20 protein-coding genes are annotated in these 22149 nt (G+C 68.3%); 11 read left to right on the forward strand and 9 right to left on the reverse strand.

Translation table 11 applies throughout. The annotated features are described in order from the left end of the window. Window positions 1-153: 153 nt before the first annotated feature. Window positions 154-870, reverse strand: a complete 717-nt coding sequence (locus ASF30_RS21630; RefSeq protein WP_055911623.1) for a hypothetical protein — start codon at window positions 868-870, stop codon at window positions 154-156. Between the two features lie 9 nt (window positions 871-879). Then, complete coding sequence (locus ASF30_RS21635) at window positions 880-1824, reverse strand: COX15/CtaA family protein (RefSeq protein WP_082468274.1); 945 nt, start codon at window positions 1822-1824, stop codon at window positions 880-882. A gap of 269 nt (window positions 1825-2093) precedes the next feature. Between ASF30_RS21635 and sufB the strand changes: the two genes are divergently transcribed. The 6 genes from sufB to ASF30_RS21665 all read left to right on the forward strand — a co-directional run bounded on the left by sufB (window position 2094) and on the right by ASF30_RS21665 (window position 7190). Beyond that, entirely contained in the window at window positions 2094-3512 is a 1419-nt protein-coding gene (gene sufB, locus ASF30_RS21640) for a Fe-S cluster assembly protein SufB (protein ID WP_055911626.1), read from the forward strand. 35 nt (window positions 3513-3547) lie between these two features. Then, on the forward strand, window positions 3548-4753 hold the full coding sequence (gene sufD / locus ASF30_RS21645) for a Fe-S cluster assembly protein SufD (protein ID WP_055911628.1): 1206 nt from the start codon (window positions 3548-3550) through the stop codon (window positions 4751-4753). Further along, window positions 4750-5076, forward strand: coding sequence for a non-heme iron oxygenase ferredoxin subunit (locus tag ASF30_RS21650; protein WP_055911631.1), 327 nt, complete (start codon window positions 4750-4752; stop codon window positions 5074-5076). Before sufD ends, ASF30_RS21650 begins: the two co-directional genes overlap by 4 nt. A 60-nt stretch (window positions 5077-5136) precedes the next feature. Further along, window positions 5137-5898: a Fe-S cluster assembly ATPase SufC gene (sufC, locus tag ASF30_RS21655; RefSeq protein ID WP_055911634.1), complete on the forward strand. Its 762-nt coding sequence runs from the start codon at window positions 5137-5139 to the stop codon at window positions 5896-5898. A gap of 9 nt (window positions 5899-5907) precedes the next feature. After that, window positions 5908-6237, forward strand: coding sequence for a metal-sulfur cluster assembly factor (locus tag ASF30_RS21660; RefSeq protein ID WP_055911637.1), 330 nt, complete (start codon window positions 5908-5910; stop codon window positions 6235-6237). A gap of 113 nt (window positions 6238-6350) precedes the next feature. Further along, window positions 6351-7190 carry a methyltransferase domain-containing protein gene (locus tag ASF30_RS21665; RefSeq protein WP_055911640.1) on the forward strand — a complete coding sequence of 280 codons (840 nt, stop codon included), beginning with the start codon at window positions 6351-6353 and terminating at the stop codon, window positions 7188-7190. 7 nt (window positions 7191-7197) lie between these two features. Here the strand turns inward: ASF30_RS21665 and ASF30_RS21670 are convergent, their stop codons facing one another. From ASF30_RS21670 to ASF30_RS21700, 7 genes are all read right to left on the reverse strand, one after another. Further along, window positions 7198-7464, reverse strand: coding sequence for a hypothetical protein (locus tag ASF30_RS21670; protein WP_055911643.1), 267 nt, complete (start codon window positions 7462-7464; stop codon window positions 7198-7200). Between the two features lie 2 nt (window positions 7465-7466). Then, the gene (locus ASF30_RS21675) at window positions 7467-7910 is read right to left on the reverse strand and encodes a GNAT family N-acetyltransferase (protein ID WP_055911646.1); all 444 of its coding nucleotides are present in this window, start codon (window positions 7908-7910) and stop codon (window positions 7467-7469) included. 10 nt (window positions 7911-7920) lie between these two features. Beyond that, window positions 7921-10503, reverse strand: coding sequence for a valine--tRNA ligase (gene valS / locus ASF30_RS21680; protein ID WP_055911649.1), 2583 nt, complete (start codon window positions 10501-10503; stop codon window positions 7921-7923). 126 nt (window positions 10504-10629) lie between these two features. Beyond that, window positions 10630-12300: an ATP-binding cassette domain-containing protein gene (locus ASF30_RS21685; RefSeq protein WP_082468266.1), complete on the reverse strand. Its 1671-nt coding sequence runs from the start codon at window positions 12298-12300 to the stop codon at window positions 10630-10632. Next, window positions 12297-13142 carry an ABC transporter permease gene (locus tag ASF30_RS21690; protein ID WP_200918511.1) on the reverse strand — a complete coding sequence of 282 codons (846 nt, stop codon included), beginning with the start codon at window positions 13140-13142 and terminating at the stop codon, window positions 12297-12299. The genes ASF30_RS21685 and ASF30_RS21690 overlap by 4 nt, the downstream gene beginning before the upstream one ends. Before the next feature lie 5 nt (window positions 13143-13147). After that, a complete protein-coding gene (locus ASF30_RS21695; protein ID WP_055911654.1) occupies window positions 13148-14095 on the reverse strand; it encodes an ABC transporter permease in 948 nt (315 codons plus the stop codon). After that, window positions 14096-15757 carry an ABC transporter substrate-binding protein gene (locus tag ASF30_RS21700; RefSeq protein WP_055911657.1) on the reverse strand — a complete coding sequence of 554 codons (1662 nt, stop codon included), beginning with the start codon at window positions 15755-15757 and terminating at the stop codon, window positions 14096-14098. Window positions 15758-15887: 130 nt separating this feature from the next. Between ASF30_RS21700 and ASF30_RS21705 the strand changes: the two genes are divergently transcribed. The 5 genes from ASF30_RS21705 to ndk all read left to right on the forward strand — a co-directional run bounded on the left by ASF30_RS21705 (window position 15888) and on the right by ndk (window position 22018). Next, window positions 15888-16238 carry a GntR family transcriptional regulator gene (locus ASF30_RS21705; RefSeq protein ID WP_055911660.1) on the forward strand — a complete coding sequence of 117 codons (351 nt, stop codon included), beginning with the start codon at window positions 15888-15890 and terminating at the stop codon, window positions 16236-16238. Between the two features lie 263 nt (window positions 16239-16501). Continuing rightward, a complete protein-coding gene (gene ileS / locus ASF30_RS21710) occupies window positions 16502-19822 on the forward strand; it encodes an isoleucine--tRNA ligase (protein WP_055911860.1) in 3321 nt (1106 codons plus the stop codon). Continuing rightward, on the forward strand, window positions 19819-21180 hold the full coding sequence (locus ASF30_RS21715; protein ID WP_055911663.1) for a bifunctional folylpolyglutamate synthase/dihydrofolate synthase: 1362 nt from the start codon (window positions 19819-19821) through the stop codon (window positions 21178-21180). The genes ileS and ASF30_RS21715 overlap by 4 nt, the downstream gene beginning before the upstream one ends. Beyond that, on the forward strand, window positions 21177-21602 hold the full coding sequence (locus ASF30_RS21720) for a DUF4233 domain-containing protein (protein ID WP_055911667.1): 426 nt from the start codon (window positions 21177-21179) through the stop codon (window positions 21600-21602). Before ASF30_RS21715 ends, ASF30_RS21720 begins: the two co-directional genes overlap by 4 nt. Then, entirely contained in the window at window positions 21599-22018 is a 420-nt protein-coding gene (ndk, locus tag ASF30_RS21725) for a nucleoside-diphosphate kinase (protein ID WP_055911669.1), read from the forward strand. The genes ASF30_RS21720 and ndk overlap by 4 nt, the downstream gene beginning before the upstream one ends. The last annotated feature ends 131 nt before the right edge of the window (window positions 22019-22149 follow it).

Here is a 22149-nt window from a genome sequence, read left to right on the forward strand (position 1 = left end):
GAACCAGCGTCCCCGACCCACCCTCGACTACCGCACACCAGCCCAAGCACTCAACACACTCCTGAACCCGCAAGTTGCAACGACCACTTGACAGCGCCGCGCAGAAAACCCCGGGAAATGGCGCGGCACCGACGAGGACCGGTGCGGCTCCGCTCAGATGGAGGCGGCTGCGAGCAGCACTGACAAGGGGTTCGTCTCGTCGACGTTGCTGACCCCGAAGCGCGTGCGCGCCCATCCGGGATCGAGCCTGTCGAATGCGCCCCATTCCTCGTGGTCGTAGAGCAGCATCGCCACCTCGACCTCCGTCGGTGCCATGATCCGGTCGCGAACGGATGCCGCAGCATCGTCCTCCACGCCGTTGAGGGCATCGACGAGACCCTCGCCGATGGGGCCGCGGAGTTCGTCGCCGTCCTCGAGCCCGCTGATGATCGGTTCGCTGAGCTCGAGGCCGTCCATGACGCTGCGCGCATAGGGGATGCGCACCGAGAGCAGGCCGTCGTCGAGGGATCCGAGTGTCACGGCGATCGCCTCGGACACACGGGGATCGCCGACCTCGAATCGGGATTCGATGGTCGCCGACGCGCGGGTCGCCGGATCGAGCCCCACCGCGATCCAGGTGTCGCTGGTGATGGCGATGGCATCGGCGTTGAGGTGCTTGGTGATGTGGTGCAGCAGACCGAGGGCGCGCTCATCGGGAACGACGGCGAAGGATGCGTAGGGCCGGGATCCGAGGTAGAGGTCGGCGTAGAGCGGCATGAAGCCGTTCTCGAACGGCGTCTCGGCGAGCCGGCGGCAGGCGGCGCGGGCCTGGTGCCTCGCCATCGCCTCGATGTCGAGTCGGTCGTCCGGGGGCACTGAGCCGGCTGCCATGTCGGGAGTCTACGACCGGGCGGGCTCCGCGGTCGCGAGCTCGTCGGGCCGTGTCGTGATGGCGATGACGGGCCGCTTCAGCCCGAGGACCACGTTCACCATGGCGGCGGCGAGGCAGGCGGCGAGCACCATGTGCAGGCCGACGAGCAGGGGCGGCAGGCCGGTGCGGGCCTGGATGAGCCCGACGACGATCTGCACAGCCTCGACCGCGAGCAGGAGGAGCACGGGTCCGCCTCCCGGGATCTTCGCGATCAGAACTGCGACGAGCATGGTCACGGTGAGTGCCAGGGTCGCGTACGCGGGCCAGGAGTGCACGTGCTGCAGGATGACGGGGTCGAGGCCGTTGCGCGGGGCATCCGCGTCTCCGGCGTGCGGGCCGGATCCCGTGGTCATGATGCCGACCAGGATCGTGACGGCCACCACGGCACTGGTGACGTGCGCTATCACCGCGTACCACCGCGGCACGGCCAGCGCGCGAGGGCCGGGTGTCGCGTAGACCCGCTGCACCAGCACCGTGGCCAGGCAGACCAACGCGATCGACACCACGAAGTGCAGGCCGACCACGTAGGGGTTGAGGCCGGTCAGCACACTGAGGCCGCCGATCACTCCCTGCGCCGGGATGCCGAGTCCGATCAGGAGCGAAAGCGTGAACAGGTCGCGGCGCTCGGCGCGCATCCGGATCACCAGCAGGAACATGGCGATGGCGATGAAGACCAGCACGAAGGTCATGAGGCGGTTGCCGAACTCGATGACGCCGTGGATGCCCATCTCGGGAGTGTTCACCAGCGAGTCGTCGGTGCATGTCGGCCAGGTGGGGCATCCGAGTCCCGACGCCGTCAACCGCACCAGCCCACCCGTGCCGATGAGCACGATCTGGGCGATGAGCGAGAGCCAGGCGAACACGCGCACGCGGCGATCGATCTGCGTGGGGAGCCAGTTCTTGAATCGCGACACGTCGGGGAGGTCCTGTTCTTCGTACGGCAGACTCTCGGGCGGCACCGCTGCAAGGTCATCACGGGTGCCTGTAGAATCAATTGGTTGGAGAACCACGTGTCGCTGGTGTCAATCAGCCGGCGCACGATCGATCGGTTCCTTCGACAATTCTAGGTACGCACAGAAGCTGCCCCGCACAAATCAGACCTCGTGACCGCTCGTATCCACATACGCGGAAGGGGAATGAGCCGGATTGATAGCCGGTCGTCATGGGTAGGAAAGAGGGAGACATGTCGGACGTTCTCATCGACCGCCCCGAACTGGAAGGACTCGGCGTCTACGAGTTCGGCTGGTCGGATTCCGATGCTGCAGGCGCATCAGCCCGCCGCGGAATCTCGTCGGAGGTGGTCAGCGACATCTCGGCCCTGAAGCAGGAGCCCGACTGGATGCTCCAGCGCAGGCTCAAGGCCCTGCAGCTGTTCGAGCGCAAGCCGATGCCCACCTGGGGTGCCGACCTGTCGGAGATCGACTTCGACAACATCAAGTACTTCGTGCGCTCGACCGAGAAGCAGGCCCAGAGCTGGGAAGACCTTCCCGACGACATCAAGAGCACCTACGAGAAGCTCGGCATCCCCGAGGCCGAGCGCCAGCGCCTCGTCGCCGGTGTCGCAGCCCAGTACGAGTCCGAGGTGGTCTACCACCAGATCAACGAGGAGCTCGAAGCCCAGGGCGTGATCTTCATGGACACCGACACGGCGCTCAAGGAGCACCCCGAATTCTTCGACGAGTACTTCGGCACCGTCATCCCCTCGGGTGACAACAAGTTCGCCGCTCTCAACACGGCGGTCTGGTCGGGTGGATCCTTCGTCTACGTGCCGCCCGGCGTGCACGTCTCCATCCCGCTGCAGGCCTATTTCCGCATCAACACCGAGAACATGGGCCAGTTCGAGCGCACGCTGATCATCGCCGACGAGGGCAGCTACGTGCACTACATCGAGGGCTGCACCGCTCCGATCTACAAGAGCGACTCGCTGCACTCCGCCGTCGTCGAGATCATCGTGAAGAAGAACGCCCGCGTGCGCTACACGACGATCCAGAACTGGTCGAACAACGTCTACAACCTCGTCACCAAGCGCGCCACGGCCGCTGAGGGCGCGACGATGGAGTGGATCGACGGCAACATCGGCTCCAAGGTGACGATGAAGTACCCGTCGATCTACCTGATGGGCGAGCACGCCAAGGGCGAGACGCTCTCCGTCGCCTTCGCCGGGCCCGGCCAGCACCAGGACGCCGGCGCCAAGATGATCCACATGGCTCCGCACACGCAGAGCTCGATCGTCTCGAAGTCGATCGCCCGTGGCGGCGGCCGCGCCGGCTACCGCGGCGAGGTGCGGGTGGATGCCAACGCGCACCACTCCGCCAACACCGTGCGCTGCGACGCCCTGCTTGTCGACACCATCTCGCGTTCGGACACCTACCCGGCCATCGACATCCGTGTCGACGACGTGCAGCTCGGGCACGAGGCCACAGTCTCGCGCGTCTCCGAGGAGCAGCTGTTCTACCTCATGAGCCGCGGCATGCCGGAGGACGAGGCCATGGCCATGATCGTGCGCGGCTTCATCGAACCGATCGCCCGCGAGCTGCCCATGGAATACGCGCTCGAACTCAACAAGCTCATCGAAATGGGCATGGAAGGCTCTGTCGGATGACCTTCCTCCCGACGTCGAAAGGAACCGTAGTCTAGATGGCTGCCTCTGCAACCACCGTTCCCAGCGTGCCGACTTTCGAGCAGCACGGACTCAAGAAGCACAGCGACGGTGACTGGGCCAACAAGGCTCCGGTCCAGACCCGCTCGGCCCGACCGAAGTCGACGGATGTCGCCGACTTCGCGCCGGTCACCGGCCGCGAGGTCGAGTGGCGCTACTCGCCTGTCGCGAAGCTCACCGACCTCACGGCCGGCGAGCTCGACGGCTCGGTCTACGAGTACTCGGCGACGCCGGTCGACGGCATCGCCGTCGCCTGGGTCTCCCGCGACGACGCTCGCATCGGCTCGGCCGGCATCCCCGAGGAGCGTGCGTCCGCCAACGCGTGGACCAGCTTCGAGCAGGCCCTCGTCATCTCGGTGACCGGCGAGGAGGCGAAGACGTTCACGCTGAACCGCGGTGCGCTCGGGTCCTCCCCGCGTGCGGCTCACACCGTGATCGAGGCCGCTCCGTTCAGTCGGGCGCTCGTCGTCCTCCAGAACACCGGTGAGGCCCGCCTCGCCGAGAACGTCGAGATCGTGCTCGGCGAGGGCGCACAGCTCTCCGTCGTGTCCGTGCAGGAGTGGGCGGATGACGCCATCCACACCGCAACGCACTTCTCGCGTGTCGGCCGCGACGCCAAGCTCAAGCACATCGTCGTCTCGCTCGGCGGGTCCATCGTGCGGGTCAACCCGACCACGCTCCTCGCCGAGCAGGGCGCCGACGTCGAGGCCTTCGGCCTGTACTTCTCGGATGCCGGCCAGCACCTCGAGCAGCAGGTCTACGTCAACCACGACGCCCCGAACACCCGTTCGCGCGTCACCTACAAGGGCGCACTGCAGGGCCAGGGTGCTCGCTCGGTCTGGATAGGCGACGTGCTCATCGGCAACAAGGCCACCGGCACCGACAGCTACGAGCAGAACCGCAACCTGGTGCTGACCGACGGCACCCGTGCCGACTCGGTGCCGAACCTCGAGATCGAGACCGGCGACATCGCCGGTGCCGGCCACGCGAGTGCCACCGGCCGCTTCGACGACGAGCAGCTGTTCTACCTGATGAGCCGCGGCATCACCGAAGACGAGGCACGTCGTCTCGTCGTGCGTGGCTTCCTCACCGAGATCGTGCAGCAGATCGGCGACGCCGAACTCGAGACCAGGCTCCAGGAGTCGCTCGAGACCGAGCTGGTCGGAACGGTGCTGGCATCGTGAGCGCCCAGCGGATCTGCGCCGTCGACGAGCTCGAGGCGAACCAGGCCGTCAAGGTCGACATCGACGGCACGGCCATGGCCGTCGTGAAGGACGACTCCGGGGCTGTCTTCGCGATCGGCGACACCTGCACCCACGGCGACATCTCGCTGTCGGAGGGTTTCGTCGAGGACGACACCCTCGAGTGCTGGGCGCACGGCTCGAAGTTCTCGCTCCGCACGGGCAAGCCGCTGAGCCTCCCGGCCTACGACCCGGTGCCCGTGTACCAGGTCGAGATCCGCGACGGCGACATCTACATCGACCCCACCATCACAGTCGCGGTCTGAACCGCGCCATGACTTTCGGCGCCTCGTGCGCCGACGAAACGAAAGAGACGAAGAAGAACCATGTCAGTTCTTGAGATCAAGGACCTCCGCGTCAGCGTCGAGACCGACCAGGGCACCAAGCACATCCTCAAGGGTGTCGACCTCACCATCAACGAGGGCGAGATCCACGCCGTCATGGGCCCCAACGGCTCGGGCAAGTCGACCCTCGCGTACACGATCGCCGGCCACCCCAAGTACCACGTCGAGGGCGGATCGGTGCTGTTCGACGGCGCCGAGGTGCTCGACATGACCGTCGACGAGCGTGCGCGCGCCGGACTCTTCCTCGCGATGCAGTACCCGGTCGAGATCCCCGGCGTGACCAACACCAACTTCCTCCGCACTGCGAAGACCGCGATCGACGGCGAGGCTCCGGCCATCCGCACGTGGGTCAAGGACGTGCGCGAGGCCATGGGGAACCTCCGCATGGACAACTCGTTCGCCGAGCGCAACGTCAACGAGGGCTTCTCGGGCGGCGAGAAAAAGCGCAATGAGATCCTCCAGCTCGAGCTGCTCAAGCCGAAGTTCGCCGTGCTCGACGAGACCGACTCCGGCCTCGACGTCGACGCTCTCAAGATCGTGTCGGAGGGCGTCAACCGCGCCAAGGCGAACACCGGTCTCGGCATCCTGCTGATCACGCACTACACCCGCATCCTGCGCTACATCGAGCCCGACTTCGTGCACGTCTTCGTCAACGGACGCGTGGCCGAACAGGGTGGCCGCGAACTGGCGAACCGCCTCGAGGACGAGGGCTACGACAGGTTCCTCACCGGCGTGACGGCGTAGGCTGTTCCCATGGTGACGACACTCGAACCCGCACTCTTCGACCAGGTCGAAGAGGCGCTCAAAGAGGTCATGGACCCCGAGCTCGGAGTCAACGTCGTCGACCTCGGCCTGATCTACGACCTGGGCTGGGACGACGAGAACAACGCGCTCGTCATCCACATGACCCTGACGAGCGCCGGATGCCCCCTCACGGACGTGCTCGAGGAGCAGACCGCGCAGTCCCTCGACGGCATCGTCGAGGCCTTCCGCATCAACTGGGTCTGGATGCCGCCGTGGGGTCCGGAACGGATCACCGACGACGGGCGCGACATGATGCGCGCTCTCGGCTTCGCGATCTAGACCGCCCAGCCTCGAACGGCCCGCACTCCTCCGGGAGCGCGGGCCGTTGGCGCGTCCGCGGTCGGCGCCTCGGGTGCGCTGAGAGAGGGGCATCCGCTCGGTAGGCTCGGTTCATGAGCACGGATCCGCAGGAGAAGGAGATCGCCCCGCGCGATCAGTACACCCACGGCCACCACGAGAGCGTGCTGCGCTCGCACACCTGGCGCACGGTGGAGAACTCGGCCGCCTACCTGGCGCCGCACCTCGTGCCCGGGCTCGCCGTGCTCGACCTCGGATGCGGCCCCGGCACCATCACCGTCGACATCGCGCGTCGCGTCAGCCCGGGTCGCGTGGTCGGCGTCGACGTCGCGGCGGAGATCGTCGCCCAGGCGCGCGGCCTGGGCATCGACAACGGCCAGGAGAACGTCGACTTCCTCGTCGCCGATGCCTACGCCCTGCCCTTCGACGATGCGTCGTTCGACGTGGTACACGCTCACCAGACCCTCCAGCACCTCGTGCGACCCGTCGCAGCGCTGAGTGAGGCCCTGCGCGTTCTGAAACCGGGCGGACTCCTCGCCGTGCGCGATGTCGACTACGGGGGAGTGACCTGGTTCCCGGCCCTTCCCGGCCTGACCGAATGGCTGGACGTCTACCACGACGTGGCGCGCTACAACGGGGGAGAGCCCGATGCCGCGCGCTTCCTCAAGTCGTGGGTGCGGGCGGCCGGGTTCACGGATGTCGAGTGCACGGCGTCGGTCTGGTGCTTCGCCTCGGATGCCGAGCGCGAATGGTGGGGTGAATCCTGGGCCGTGCGCGCCACCGAGTCCGCCTTCGCCGCACATGCCATCGAGGCCGGCATGGCCGACGTCGACGAGCTGCGTGCCATCGCCTCGGCCTGGCGGGAATGGAAGCTCGACGCCGACGGCTGGATGCAGATGCCGCACGGCGAGGTGCTCGCGCGGAAGCCCGAGTGAGGACTGGCTACCAGTCGTCCTCATCGTCGACCGCCTGAGCCGGCAGCACGATCTGGGCGGAATCGTCTTCGGCGACGTAGCGGATGACCGTGCCGTCGTCGAGCTCGATGACGGGCTTGCCCTCGAGCCAGGTGAGGGTCCAGCGCCAGTCTGCCCCGGCATCCGGGGTGATCTCGTCGTCCGTCTCGACGGCGTCGAGCGCGAATCCGACGACCTCGGGCAGGTTGCCCGGACGGTCGGTGCCGCGGAACGGCCAGCGGGTTCCGAGCTGCATGCTCAGGCCTCCGTCTCGTAGGTCACCCAGGAGGTGCGGGTGCCGACGTTGTCGTACAGGTGCTGCGCTGTCTCGTTGTCGGCCGCTGTGATCCAGGTCACGACACCGGCGTTGCGCTCGCGCGCGATGCGCTTGGCCTCCTCGATCAGGGCGCCGCCGACACCGTTCGAGCGGGCGTCCTCAGCGACGAACAGGTCGTCGAGGAACAGTGCGCGATCGGCCTCGAGGGTGCGCGGGTACTCGCGTACGTGGGCGAAGCCGACGAGCCTGCCGTCGTCCTCGGCCACGAAGCCCGAGAGCTCGTGAGCCTTGTCGGTGAGCCAGGACCAGACGATGAGGGCCTTGGTGTCGGTGACCTCGGACTCGTAGAAGGCGCTGTAGCCCTCCCAGAGGCCGAGCCAGTCGAAGAAGTCGCGGTCGACGATGGGGCGAACCTGAACAGTCATTCGTATGCTCCTAACTCTCCGGCACAGTCTCGAGGACGATGTCGGTGACGGCGAGGTCATCGGCCTCCGCGAAATCGAGTGCTGCGATGCGCCCGACTGCTGCGAGGTCCGAAGCGGCCTGTTTCAGCAGCCCGACCTGTTCTCCCGTTCCCGCAATTACAGCAGAAATCACTGGTGTGCGCTGAGAAACCTTCGCATCCGTCTTCGCCCGACGGATGGCCGTGAGCGCGCGGCTGGCGAGGTCGAGCACGGCTGTCACGCCGTCCTCGGCACCGGGGATCTCGACTTCGTTCGGCCAGGCCGCGACGTGCACCGAGCCCTCGTTCGACCACGACCACGCCTCCTCGGTCGCGAAGGGCACGAAGGGGGCGAACAGGCGCAGGAACACGGACAGTGCCGTGTGGAGTGCCGCGACGGCGGACTCCTTCTCGGCGTCGGCTCCGCCGTACGCCCGCTCCTTGACCAGTTCGAGGTAGTCGTCGCAGAACGTCCAGAAGAACGCCTCGGTGACCTCGAGGGCGCGGGCGTGGTCGTAGTTGTCCAGTGCGATCGTGGCCTGGTGCACCACCTCCGAGAGCGATGCGAGCATGCTCAGGTCGACGGAGTTGGTGACCGACGCGTCTCCGGCGTCACCGGCGCCGTGGATGAACTTCGCCGCGTTCAGCAGCTTGATGGCGAGGCGACGCCCGATCTTGATCTGCGTCGGGTTCTGCGGGTCGAAGGCGGCGTCGGTGCCGAGGCGAGAGGACGCGGCCCAGTAGCGGACGGCATCCGATCCGTGGGTCTCGAGGATGTCGGCCGGGGTGACGACGTTTCCCTTCGACTTCGACATCTTCTTGCGGTCGGGGTCGACGATGAAGCCCGAGAGCGTGGTGTGGTCCCACGGGCGCTGACCGTGCTCGAGCTCGGCGCGCAGCATGGTCGAGAACAGCCAAGTGCGGATGATGTCCTGGCCCTGCGGACGCAGGGAGAACGGGAACACCAGCTCGAAGAGCTCGGGGTCGCGCTCCCAACCACCGGCGAGCTGCGGCGTCAGCGAGGAGGTGGCCCAGGTGTCCATGACATCGTGCTCGCCGACGAAGCCGCCGGCCTGCCCGCGCTGCGACTCGTCGTAGCCCGGAGCGGCATCCGACGACGGATCGACCGGGAGGAGGTCCTGGGTGGCGACGATCGGCTCGTCGAAGACGGGGTTGCCGTCGGCATCGAGCGGGTACCAGACGGGGATCGGCACACCGAAGAAGCGCTGGCGTGAGATGAGCCAGTCGCCGGTCAGGCCACCCACCCAGTTCTCGTAGCGCACGCGCATGAAGTCGGGGTGCCAGACGAGCTCCTGCCCGTTCTCGAGCAGTTTCGCGCGCAGGGCCTCGTCGCGGGCGCCGTTGGAGATGTACCACTGGCGGGTCGAGACGACCTCGAGCGGCTTGTCGCCCTTCTCGAAGAACTTGACGGGGTGGGTGATCTTCTTCGGCTCGCCGATCAGCTCGCCCGAGGCACGGAGCAGATCGACCATCGCCTGCTTGGCCGAGAACACCGTCTTGCCGGCGAGCTCGGCGTAGGCCGCGAGTCCGGCCTCGCTCGTGATCGCATCGGGAGCGTCGGCGATGATGCGGCCGTCGAAGCCCATGATCGCCCGGTTCGGGAGGTCGAGCTCACGCCACCACACCACGTCGGTCACGTCGCCGAAGGTGCAGATCATGGCGATGCCCGATCCCTTGTCCTTCTGGGCGAGGTGATGCGCGAGTACAGGGACCTCGACGCCGAAGACCGGGGTCGTGACAGTCGTGCCGAAGTAAGGCTTGTAGCGCTCGTCGTCGGGGTGCGCCACCAGGGCGACGCAGGCGGGCAGCAACTCGGGACGGGTGGTCTCGATCTCGATGGTGCCGCCATCGGGCTTGTGGAAGGCGACGCGGTGGTACGCGGCCGGCTGCTCGCGGTCCTCGAGCTCGGCCTGGGCGACGGCCGTGCGGAAGGTGACGTCCCAGAGCGTCGGTGCCATGGCCTGGTAGGCCTCGCCACGCTCCACGTTGCGGATGAAGGCGAGCTGCGACGTGAACAGCGCCTCCTCGCCGATGGTGCGGTAGGTCTGGGTCCAGTCCACCGAGAGGCCGAGGTCGCGCCAGAGCTTCTCGAACTGCACCTCGTCCTCGCGGGTGAGCTGCTCGCAGAGTTCGATGAAGTTGCGACGGCTCACGGGCTTCTGGTCGGCGGCCTTGGTGCTCTTGCCGTCGCCTCCCTCGAACGGAGGCGTGAAGTCTGCCTCGTAGGGCAGCGACGGGTCGCAGCGCACGCCGTAGTAGTTCTGCACGCGACGTTCGGTGGGCAGGCCGTTGTCGTCCCAGCCCATCGGGTAGAACACGCTGCGGCCGCGCATGCGCTGGAAGCGCGCGATGACATCGGTGTGGGTGTAGGAGAACACGTGCCCGATGTGGAGGGACCCGGACGCCGTCGGCGGCGGGGTGTCGATCGAGTAGATGTTGTCGCGGGTGGCACGGTCACGATCGAAGCGGTGGGTGCCGTCGGACTCCCAGACAGCGCCCCACTTGGACTCGAGTCCCTCGAGGGCCGGCTTGTCGGGAATGGGCGCGGTTGACATGTTGCTCCGATCGATATGTGCGGCACCGTGTCAGTGGTGAAGTGCCTGAGTATGCAGTCCTCCCAGCTTACAGTTCCCGTCGTGGCGGGCCTTGCTGTCGGCGTGCGGCCGGTCAGCGAACCTCGTTCAGCGAGCCGACGGCAGCCGAGGGGCATCCGCGATGAGAGCGCGGGTGTACTCGTGCACCGGCGCGGTGAAGACCTGCTCGGTCGGACCGGTCTCGACGATCCGGCCGGCGAGCATCACGGCGACCGTGTCGCTCATGTGGCGCACGACGCCGAGGTCGTGCGAGATCAGCAACAGCGACAGGCCGCGGTCCCGCTGCAACTCGTCGAGGAGGTCGAGCACCTGCGCTTGGACTGTCGCATCCAGTGACGACACCGGTTCGTCGCAGACGAGGATCTCGGGGGCCGCGGCCAGCGCCCGCGCGATCGAGACGCGTTGCCGTTGCCCTCCCGAGAGGGCGAGCGGATGCCGCCGAGCCGTGTCGGGCGCCAGGTGGACGCGGTCGAGGAGTTCGCCGACGGCGGCATCCGTCCCGTCAGTACCGAGGGCGTCGCGGAGGATGCGACCGACGCTCCAGCGCGGGTCGAAGGATCCGAGAGCGTCCTGGTAGATCGCCGCGAGGCGCGGCCGCAGCGGCTGCCGCTCGCGCTCGCTGAGGCTCGACCAGGCGCCGCCGTCGAGCAGCACCTCGCCGCTGTCCGGGCGTCGGAGGGCCAGGGCGAGCCTCGCGAGGGTCGTCTTGCCGGAGCCGGATTCTCCCACCAGCCCGAGGGTGGTGCCACGCTCGAGCCTGAACGATACGTCGTCGGCGGCCCGAACCGTCCTGCCGCCGGTGCTGAACGTCGCGGTGAGGCCGCGCCCCTCGAGCACGATGCCCTGGTCGGGCACACCCGCGCCGCTCGACGGAATCGGCCGGGGCTGCAGTGTCGCCGTCCCGGTCCCGCGCTCCGCGACGCGTACCGTCGACTCCGCCGAGAGTCGGCGTCCGCGGGGGACGTCGGTGGGGACCGCGGCGACGAGGGCGGCTGTCGTGGGATGCCGCGGCGCCGTGATCACCTGGAGGGTCGGCCCCTCCTCGACAACGGCGCCGGAGTCGAGCACGATGACGCGATCGGCGACGGAGGACACCACGGCGAGGTCGTGACTGATCAGGAGGATCCCGGTGCCACGGTCGCGCGCTTCGGAGAGCAGGGCGAGGACCCGGGTCTGCACGCCGACGTCGAGGGCCGTCGTCGGCTCGTCGGCGATGAGCAGCGGCGGATCGAGGGCGATGGCCGAGGCGATCAGTGCGCGCTGCCGCATCCCGCCTGACAGCTCGCCCGATCGCCGGTCGATCGCCGTCTCAGGATCGGGCATCCCGACCAGGGTCAGGAGCTCGAGTACCCGGATCCGGGCGGCCGCCGCCGACATCCGCCGGTGCAGCCGCAGGGCGTCGCCGATCTCTCGTCCGATGGTGCGGAGCGGGTCGAGGGAGACCAGGGCGTCCTGGAGGACGAGCCCGACACCGTCGCCGCGGCGTCGTCGCCACTCCCGCTCGCCGGCGTGCAGCATCCCGACGCCGCCGATGTCGAGCAGGTCCGCTCGGACGTCGGAGTCAGGGCCGGCCAAGCCGAGCAGGGAGCGCGCCGTGACCGACTTGCCGGATCCGGACTCTCCGACGATGGCGACGCACTGGCCGGGCTCGATGCGCAGGTCGAGGCCGAGCACGACGTCGCGTCGCGTTCGGCCGGTCTCGAACGACACCCGCAGTCCACGCACGTCGAGCACGGGCGTGCCGGCGGCGGCGCTCATCGGGCCGCTCCTGTGCGGCTGGTGATGGCACGGCCGAGCACAGTGGTCGCGATGGTGGTGAGGACGATCATCAGGCCGGGGAACACCGTCATCCACCAGGCCGTCGTGATGTAGGTGCGGCCAGCGGCCAGCATGGCGCCCCACTCGGCTGCCGGCGGTTCGGCGCCGAGTCCGAGATAGCTCAGCGCCGACGCCCACACGATGGCCTGGCCGACGCCCAGCGTCGCGAGGACGGCGATGGGTGCAAGGGCATTGGGCAGGATGTGGCGTCGGATGATCCGGGGCGTGCTGTGCCCGAGCACCCGGGCGGCTTCGACGAATCCCGACGAGCGGATGCCGCGGAGCTCGCCCTGGACGATGCGGGCGTAGCCCGGCGCCGTCGAGAGCCCGACGGCGATGGTCGCCGTCACCGGGCCGGGGCCGTAGAGCACGATGACGAGGAGGGCGAGCAGCAGCCCGGGGAAGGCGAACAGCACCTCGTTCACCCGGCCGACGGCGAAGTCCAGGGCACGCCCACCGAGGCCCCCGATCGCACCCAGCAGAAGCCCGAGGGCGAGACCGATGGCCGTCGCCGTGATGCCGATGAGCAGCGAGGTCGACGTGCCCCAGATCACCCGGCTGTAGATGTCGCGCCCGGACTCGTCGGTGCCGAACCAGTGCGTCGACGACGGCGGCTGGAACGCGTCGCGGGGAGCGATGGCATCGGGATCGAAGGGAGCGAGCAGTCCGGGCCAGACCACGGAGATAGCGAGGAACACGACGAAGAGCCCGGCCAGCACGGTCCCGATGCGGGGGAGCGGCCGGACGGCCGACTCCACGGTCACAGTGCTGCGCACCTCCAGCTCGCTCACGCGTCGACCTCCGTCTGCCGCAGTCTGGGGTCGGCGACGCGGGAGAGCGCATCGGTCACGAAGGTCATCACGACGTAGACGAGGGCGACGAGGAGCACGACTCCGAGGACGACGGGAACGTCGCGGGATTCGACGGCGTGCAGCAGCGTGCGGCCCAGGCCGGGGCGGGCGAAGATCGTCTCGACGACGACAGCGCCGGAGATGAGGTAGCCGACGGCCCACCCAGACAGGTTGATCCCCGGCAACGCCGCGTGGCGCAGGGCATGACGCAGCCGGATGCCAGCCGCCGACTCGCCACGGGCACGGGCCGACAGGGCGAACGGCTGCTCGAGAGCTATCAGCAGGTGCTCGCGCATGAGCTGGGCGAGGAATCCGGCGAGGGGGATCGCCAGGGTGACGACGGGCAGCACCAGCCCCGCCGCACCTCCAGTGGACACCGCAGGGAGCCAGCCCAAGCCGGTACTGAAGACCGCGATGAGCACCGTCGCCAGCCAGAACTGCGGCAGAGACGCCGCGGTGAGCTCGACCCCCTGTGCCACGGCGCGGCTCAGCCGACCGGGACCGGTGGACCAGAGCGCGAGACCGACCGCTATCACCCAGGCGACGACGAGCGAGAGCAGCGCCAGCACGAGCGTTCCGACGAGTTGCCCGCCGATCAACTGCGCCACGGGGGTTCGGAGGGCGTAGGACTCGCCGAGATCCCCTGTCGCCAGTCGTCCGAGCATGGCCAGGTACTGCACGATGAGCGGCTGGTCGAGCCCGTAGTCCGCGCGGACCCTGTCGAGGGCCTCCTGCGAGGCCTGCGAGCCGGGGCCGCCGAGGATCGCCTGGGCAGGATCACCCGGAACCAGGTGGATGGCGAAGAAGGTCAGCGTGGCGACAGCCCACAGCACGAACAGCGCGCCGGCGAGGCGCCCCAGCGTGCGGCGGGCGGCCGGTCCCATCTACTCGGCGAGCCAGGCGTCGGCGAAGGTCGGGGTCGACACCGTCGGCATGGCCCGCGCGCCCTTCACCGCAGTGCTCAGCAGGAAGTGGTTCTGCTGGTCGTAGAGCGGGAGGGCGTAGAAGCCCCCGAGGATGATCTTCTGCGCCTGTTCGTAGAGCGAGGCCCGCTCATCGCTGTCGCTCGTGCTCGCGGCCGTGCGCAGCAGCTCGTCGAGCTTCGGGTCGTTCAGCTGGGCGAGGTTGGCGAAATAGCCGCTCGGCGCCGGGGTGATGCCGGCCGAGTCGTAGAGCGTGCGCAGCACGTCGGGGCCGATCTTCGTGTACGGGGCGCTCACCAGCTCGTAGGAGTCGGAGAACAGCGCGCCGTACCAGCTCGAGATGTCGAGGGGGGAGATGACGACGTCGAAGCCGGCCTCCTTCGCCGTCGCCTGGATCTGCTCGAACAACGACTGCTCCGCCGGGATCGACTGGTTGGTCGACACCGGGAAGCGCAGCGTCAGTCGGGCGCCGTCCTTGGTGCGGTAGCCGTCGGAGTCGCGGGTGGTCCAACCGGCTTCGTCAAGGAGCGCGTTCGCCGCGTCGAGGTCGGTCGTGAACAACGTCTCGTCGGAATAGCCGAGGGGCTCGACGCTGGAGAGGACTGAGTAGGAGCGCTTCGCGGTTCCGAAGAACAGCGAGTCGATGCCGTCGTTCACGTCGGCGGCGCGGATGAAGGCCTCCCGCACCCGCACGTCGTCGAACGGGGCCCGCGAGGAGTTGAGCTCGATGCGGTTGGAGGCGCCGGGGCGGGGCGCGTCGATCTCGGCCAGCGAGCCGTTCTTCGTGGCCTGGGCGATCGTGTCGGGCTGGGCGTTGTCGATGACGTCGACCTCACCGGACTGCAGGGCGGCGTAGCGCGAGGCGGAGTCGGGGATGAAGCGCCACTCGATTCCCTCGAGGTAGGGCGCACCTGTGTGCGCGGCGTCAGCAGGGGCCGAGTCGTAGTCATCATTGCGCGTCAGGGTGAGGTGGTCCTGCTGCACCCAGTCGGTCACCACGAAGGGGCCGGTGCCGATGGGGGCGAGGCAGTTCTCGTCCATTCCGCGGGCGATTCCGGCAGGCGATTCGATCGCCAGCCAGGGCTGGGCGAGCGATTCCAACAGGGCGCTGTCGGGAGTGCTGAGGTGGAAGCGCGCCGTCGTGTCGTCGACGGCCTCGACGGAGTCGACCTTGCCGAGGGCGAGGTAGCCGGTCGAAGACTGCGTGTCGGGATCCTTGAGGTGCTCGACGTTCACCTTCACGGCCTCGGCGTTCAACGGGGTGCCGTCGGTGAAGGTGACGTCGTCGCGCAGGGTGAAGTCCCAGGTGAGTCCGTCGTCGGATGCCGTCCACTTCGTGGCGAGCCACGGGATGATGGCGCCGGACTTGTCGAGCGAGACCAGCGACTCGAGGAACTGCCCGGCCACCAGCGCCTGCGGGTAGTTGCCACCGACATGCGGGTCGAGGCAGTCGGGCTCGGCGTCGCCGCTGGCGTAGACCAGGGTGCCGCCGGCCACGGGAGTCGACGCGGCCTCGGGCTCCGCCGCCGAGCAGCCGGCGAGCAGGAGAGCGGCGCCGCTCGCGGCGGCCAGGAGTGTGAGGAGGCGCCGGCTCTGTCGAACCGGGGTGGAAGCGCTGCGCATCGGTTTCCTTGCAGTGGGAGAGGAAGAGGATGCCCTCCGCTCAGGGCGGCAGGCATCACTCATCCTGACAGCAGTCCTGGCAGCATCCGCCCATATTGAGTCACTTGAACTAGCGCAATAGACTCAACCCGTGGTGATTCGCGTCGATCCGTCCAGCCCCCGGCCCCTGTTCGAGCAACTCGCGGCGGGCATCCGCGGATCCATCGTCGATGGTCGCCTGGTCGACGGGGAACGACTGCCATCGGCGCGCGCGCTGGCCGAATCGCTCGACATCAACGTGAACACCGTTCTGCACGGATATCGCGTGCTGAGAGACGAGGGCCTCGTCGAGCTGCACCGAGGACGGGGCGCCGTCGTGACGGTTCGCGTCGGCGGCCATGCCGTGCTCGCTGGACTCATCCACGACCTCGTGGCCGAGGCCAGGGAGCACCGGGTGGCGCCGGCGGCGCTGCACGCGCTCATCGACGAGGCCTACAGGTAGCGATTCCCCTCAAGTGCTCGTGCCGCGGTATCGCGTAGACTGGGCGCAACGACATCGATCCGGCCATCACCGGGGAGTCTTCGGTAGAACGGCGTGAGCCCAGTAGAGCCGAACGGGTCTGGCCCGTCACAGCCAATGAACAAGCGGTGCAGCGGTCTCGGAGCCAGTCGACGGGAGTGGTGCACAAGCGGGGTGGTACCGCGGTGGAGCTCGACGGGCTCGCCGTCCTCGTGGAGAAGTCTCTCGCATCCAGGAGCCACGCGTTGTACCCCAAGGGTCAGGATCCCCAGCACACCTCCGACGGAGTCGTGCCGTCCCCGAACTTCCCCTCCATCGAGCGGGAGGTGCTCGAGTTCTGGAAGAACGACGACACCTTCCAGGCCTCGATCGACAACCGCGAGGGCGCGCCTGAGTGGGTGTTCTACGACGGTCCGCCGTTCGCCAACGGCCTGCCGCACTACGGTCACCTCCTCACCGGCTACGCCAAGGACGTGTTCCCCCGCTTCCAGACCATGCGGGGCAAGCAGGTGCACCGTCGCTTCGGCTGGGACACCCACGGCCTGCCGGCCGAGCTCGAGGCCGAGCGGCAGTTGGGCATCACCGACAAGAGTCAGATCGAGGAGATGGGCATCGCCGCGTTCAACCGCGCCGCCCAGGACTCGGTGCTGCGGTACACGAAGGAGTGGGAGGGCTACGTCACCCGCCAGGCCCGCTGGGTGGACTTCGAGAACGACTACAAGACCCTCGACGTCACCTTCATGGAGAGCGTGATCTGGGCGTTCAAGCGACTGCACGACAAGGGTCTCGCCTACGAGGGCTACAGGGTGCTGCCGTACTGCTGGCGCGACCAGACGCCGCTCTCGAACCACGAGTTGCGCATGGACGACGACGTCTACAAGGACCGCCAGGACCAGACCGTCACCGTCACCTTCCCGCTGACCGGCCCGAAGGCCGAGTCGCTCGGGCTCACCGCCGTGCGGGCTCTCGCCTGGACGACGACTCCCTGGACTCTTCCAACCAACGCCGCGCTCGCCGTCGGTCCGACGATCAGCTACGCGGTCGTGCCTGCCGGACCGAACGGCACCCCCGATGCCACGGTCCTGCGCGAGCGGGCCGGTGGCGCCGACGGCACCGAGGTGCTCGGAGCCGAGTACCTCATCGCGATCGACCTCGTCGGCAACTACGCGAAAGACCTCGGCTACGAGTCGGCGGCGGACGCACAGGCCGCGGTCTCCCGCACGGTCCTCGGCAGCGAGCTCGAGGGAATCAGCTACGACAGGCTGTTCGACTACTACGCCGACGTCGAGGCCTGGGGGATGCAGAACGGATGGCGCATCCTCGTCGCCGACTACGTCACCACTGAAGACGGCACGGGCATCGTGCACCTCGCCCCCGCCTACGGCGAGGAGGACCAGAAGGTCTCCGAGGCCAACGGCATCCCGGTGATCATCTCCCTCGATGACGGCGGTAAGTTCCTGTCCGACGTGACCGACGTCGCCGGCCAGCTCTGGAGCGACGCGAACAAGCCGCTCACGCAGCTGTTGAAGGCCGAGGGCCGACTGCTGCGACAGGCCAGCTACGTGCACTCCTACCCGCACTGCTGGCGCTGCCGCAATCCGCTGATCTACAAGGCCGTGTCGAGCTGGTTCGTGCGCGTCACGGACTTCCGCGACCGCATGGTCGACCTCAACCAGGACATCTCCTGGGTTCCCGAGAACGTCAAGGACGGCCAGTTCGGCAAGTGGATCGGCAACGCGCGCGACTGGTCGATCAGCCGCAACCGCTACTTCGGGTCGCCCATCCCGGTGTGGAAGAGCGACGACCCCGAGTTCCCGCGCACTGACGTCTACGGCTCCCTGGAGGAGCTGGAGCGCGACTTCGGCACCCAGCCGCGCAACGCGGCCGGCGAGCCCGACCTGCACCGTCCCTACATCGACGAGCTCACCCGTCCGAATCCCGACGACCCGAGCGGGAAGTCGACGATGCGCCGCATCCCCGACGTGCTCGACGTCTGGTTCGACTCCGGATCGATGCCGTTCGCGCAGGTGCACTACCCGTTCGAGAACCAGGAGTGGTTCGACAGCCACAACCCGGCCGACTTCATCGTGGAGTACATCGGGCAGACCCGCGGCTGGTTCTACATGCTGCACGTGCTCTCGACGGCGCTGTTCGATCGTCCGGCGTTCAAGAACGTCGTGAGCCACGGCATCGTGCTCGGCAGCGACGGCCAGAAGATGAGCAAGTCGCTGCGCAACTACCCCGACGTCTCCGAGGTCTTCGACCGCGACGGCTCCGATGCCATGCGCTGGTTCCTGATGTCGAGCTCGGTGCTCCGCGGCGGCAACCTCGTCGTGACCGAGGAGGGCATCCGCGAGGGCGTGCGTCAGGTGATGCTCCCGCTCTGGAGCACCTGGTACTTCTTCTCCCTGTACGCGAACGCCTCGTCGCAGGACGGCTACGAGGCCCGGCGTCGCACTGATTCCACCGACGTGCTCGACAGGTACCTGCTGGCCAAGCTCGGCGACCTCGTCTCCGCCGTCACGACCGACCTCGAGCAGCTCGACTCCACTCTCGCGGCCGCGAAGCTCCGCGACTTCGCCGACGTGCTCACGAACTGGTACGTGCGCCGCTCCCGCGACCGCTTCTGGGCGGGCGTGGGGGAGGACGGTTCAGGAAGTGAGGCGTTCGACACGCTGTTCACCGTGCTCGAGACCTACACCCGCCTCTCGGCTCCGCTGCTTCCCCTCGTCTCCGAGCGGATCTGGCAGGGTCTCACCGGCGGTCGCAGCGTGCACCTGGCCGACTGGCCCGACGCCGCCGAGTTCCCGGCCGACGACGCCCTCGTCGCCGTCATGGACGAGGTGCGTGCCATCAGCTCGACCGCGCTCTCGCTGCGCAAGCAGTCCGGCCTTCGGGTGCGACTGCCGTTGGCGAAGCTCACGGTGGTGTCGGCATCCGCGAACTCCCTCGCGCCGTTCGAGTCCATCCTGCGGGAGGAGTTGAACGTGAAGGCCGTCGACCTCGTGGTGCTGGCCGAGTCCAGCGCCGCCGACTACGGCGTCTCGAGCCGGCTCACCGTCAACGCCCGTGCAGCCGGTCCCCGGCTGGGCAAGGAGGTGCAGAAGGCCATCCAGGGTGCCCGCACCGGCGACTGGTCCGAGCTGGACGGCGTCGTCACGGCGGGCGGCATCGTCCTCGCCGACGGAGAGTACGACCTCGTGCTCGAGGCAGCGGCGGCGGAGGGCTCCGGCGTCGCACTCGCACTGCTCCCCGGCGGCGGCTTCGTGCTGCTCGACACCGTCACCACCGACGAGCTCGAGGCCGAGGGGCTCGCCCGCGACGTCATCCGCGCCGTGCAGGACGCCCGCAAGGCGGCCGGGCTCGAGGTGAGCGACCGCATCCGACTGCGCCTCACCCTGAACGAGACCGCAGCCACTGCAGCCCGCGTGCACACCGAGCTCATCGCCGCCGAGACCCTCGCCGTCGACCTCGACGTCGCCGCATTCGGCGGCACCGAGCTGCCGGCCGAGGCACTCTCGGTCGGGCGCGACTCCACCCTCACCATCGCTCTGGAGAAGGCATGAACGACGAAGACATCTGGCGCCAGCCGGCGGACGCCGTCTACGAGGGCCTGCTGGCCCGCATCGGGGAGTCGAACCCGCAGCCCAGGCTCGCCGCCACGCGGCGCGCCGTCGAGCTGCTCGGCGATCCGCAGCGCGCCTACCCCGTCATCCACATCACGGGTACGAACGGCAAGACCAGCACGAGTCGCATCATCGACAGCATCCTGCGGGCGTACGGGCTCAAGACGGGACTGCTCACCAGCCCGCACCTGTCGCGATTCACCGAACGCATCCTCATCGACGGCGCGCCGATCACCGATGAGGCGCTGGTGCGCAACTGGGAGGACATCGAGCCCTACATCGCGATGACGGATGCCGAGCTCGAGGCGGCGGGGGATGCCCCGCTCAGCTTCTTCGAGGCGTTGACGGTGCTCGCGTTCGCGTGCTTCGCGGATGCGCCCGTCGACGTCGTCGTGCTCGAGGTCGGGATCGGCGGAGAGTGGGACTCCACCAACGTCGCCGACGGGCAGGTGGCGGTGTTCACGCCGATCGCGCTCGACCACGTCGGACGCCTCGGCTCCACGATCGCCGAGATCGCCCGCACCAAGTCGGGCATCATCAAGCCGGCCGCGAGCGTGGTCTCCGCCGCCCAGACTCCTGAGGCTCTCGCCGAGCTCGAGCGCGCCGTGGAATTGACCGAGTCCACCTTCGCCGTGGAGGGCGCGCAGTTCGCGCTCTCCGAGCACAGGGTCGCCGTCGGCGGACAGCTCATCAGCGTGCGCGGTGCAGCGGGTCAGTACGACGAGATGTTCCTGCCCCTCTACGGCGCTCACCAGGCCCAGAACGCCGCCGTGGCCATCGCTGCCGTCGAGGCCTTCATCGGCGGAGGCGCTCAACCTCTCACCACTGCGCTGGTCGAGGAGGGGCTGGCCACAGTCACCTCTCCCGGACGGCTGCAGCTGGTCGGCATCGAGCCGAGCGTGATCGTCGACGGCGCCCACAACCCGCACGGCGCCCAGGCCCTGGTGGCATCGCTCGACACCTTCTTCGACTTCGACGAGATCGTCGCCGTCGTCGGGATCCTCACCGACAAGGACGCGCGCGGCATCGTCGAGGCGCTCGCGCCGGCCGTGCACCACTTCAACGTGACGGCGTCGTCGTCGGAGCGCGCGATCCCGGTCTCAGAACTCGCCGACGACATGGTGGAGTGGGTGGACCAGGACGTCGTCTTCCAGTTCGACAGCGTGATCGACGCCCTCGACGACGCACGCCGGTGGGCGTCGGACGCGCCGCGCCGCGCCGTGATCGTGACCGGGTCGATCACCCTCGTCGCCGAGGCGATCGAGATCGCGGCCGACGCCGACTGGATGAGCTCGTGAGCGATGCTGCAGCCGAGGCGCCCGGAAGCCCCGAGGCGTCGCCGGCGCCGGCGCACGGACGTGCTCCGGCCCCGCGATCGATCAGGCGCAGCCTCGCTTCGATCGTGCTCGGCTTCGAGCTGATCGTGGTGTTCCTCGCCGCCCTCGTGAACTACGGCCTGCCGACAGCCGGCCTGATCAGCATCGGCCCCGTCGCGGCCCTCGTGAGCGGCGGCATCGTGTGCCTGCTCATCATCGTCACGCTCGGCCTGCTGCGATACCAGTTCGCGTACGTGCTCGGATGGACCGTCCAGGTTCTCATCCTGCTCGCCGGACTTCTCAACCCCGGCATGTTCTTCGTAGGAGCCATCTTCGCCGCCATATGGACCTACGCCATGATCAGCGGCGGCCGAATCGACCGATACAACAAGGAGAACGCATGACCACGATCGAAGAGACCCTCGTCCTCGTCAAGCCCGACGGCGTCGCCCGCAGCCTGACCGGGGAGATCCTGCGTCGCATCGAGGCCAAGGGCTACTCGCTCGTCGACATCCGTCTCGTCGAGGCCGACCGCGACCTTCTCGCCCAGCACTACGCCGAGCACGAGGGCAAGCCGTTCTACGAGCCGCTCATCGAGTTCATGGAGTCCGGCCCGAGCGTCGCCATCCGCCTCGCGGGCAACCGCGTCATCGAGGGCTTCCGCTCGCTGGCCGGCACCACCGATCCGACCACCGCTGCCCCCGGCACGATCCGCGGCGACCTCGGACGCGACTGGGGCCTCAAGGTGCAGCAGAACCTCGTGCACGGCTCCGACTCGCCCGAGTCGGCCGCGCGCGAGCTCGCCCTCTGGTTCGCCTGAGTTCGTCAGCGCTGCACGAGCAGCGCCCGCCCATCCGCTGATCGAGTAACGCCCGAGCGAAGCGAACTGCGGCCGAGATGTGGTCTCGATACGGCAACTCGCTTCGCTCGCGGCCTACTCGACCAACGGAG

The sequence above is a fragment of the Leifsonia sp. Leaf264 genome (genome assembly GCF_001422325.1).
Classification (GTDB): domain Bacteria; phylum Actinomycetota; class Actinomycetes; order Actinomycetales; family Microbacteriaceae; genus Orlajensenia.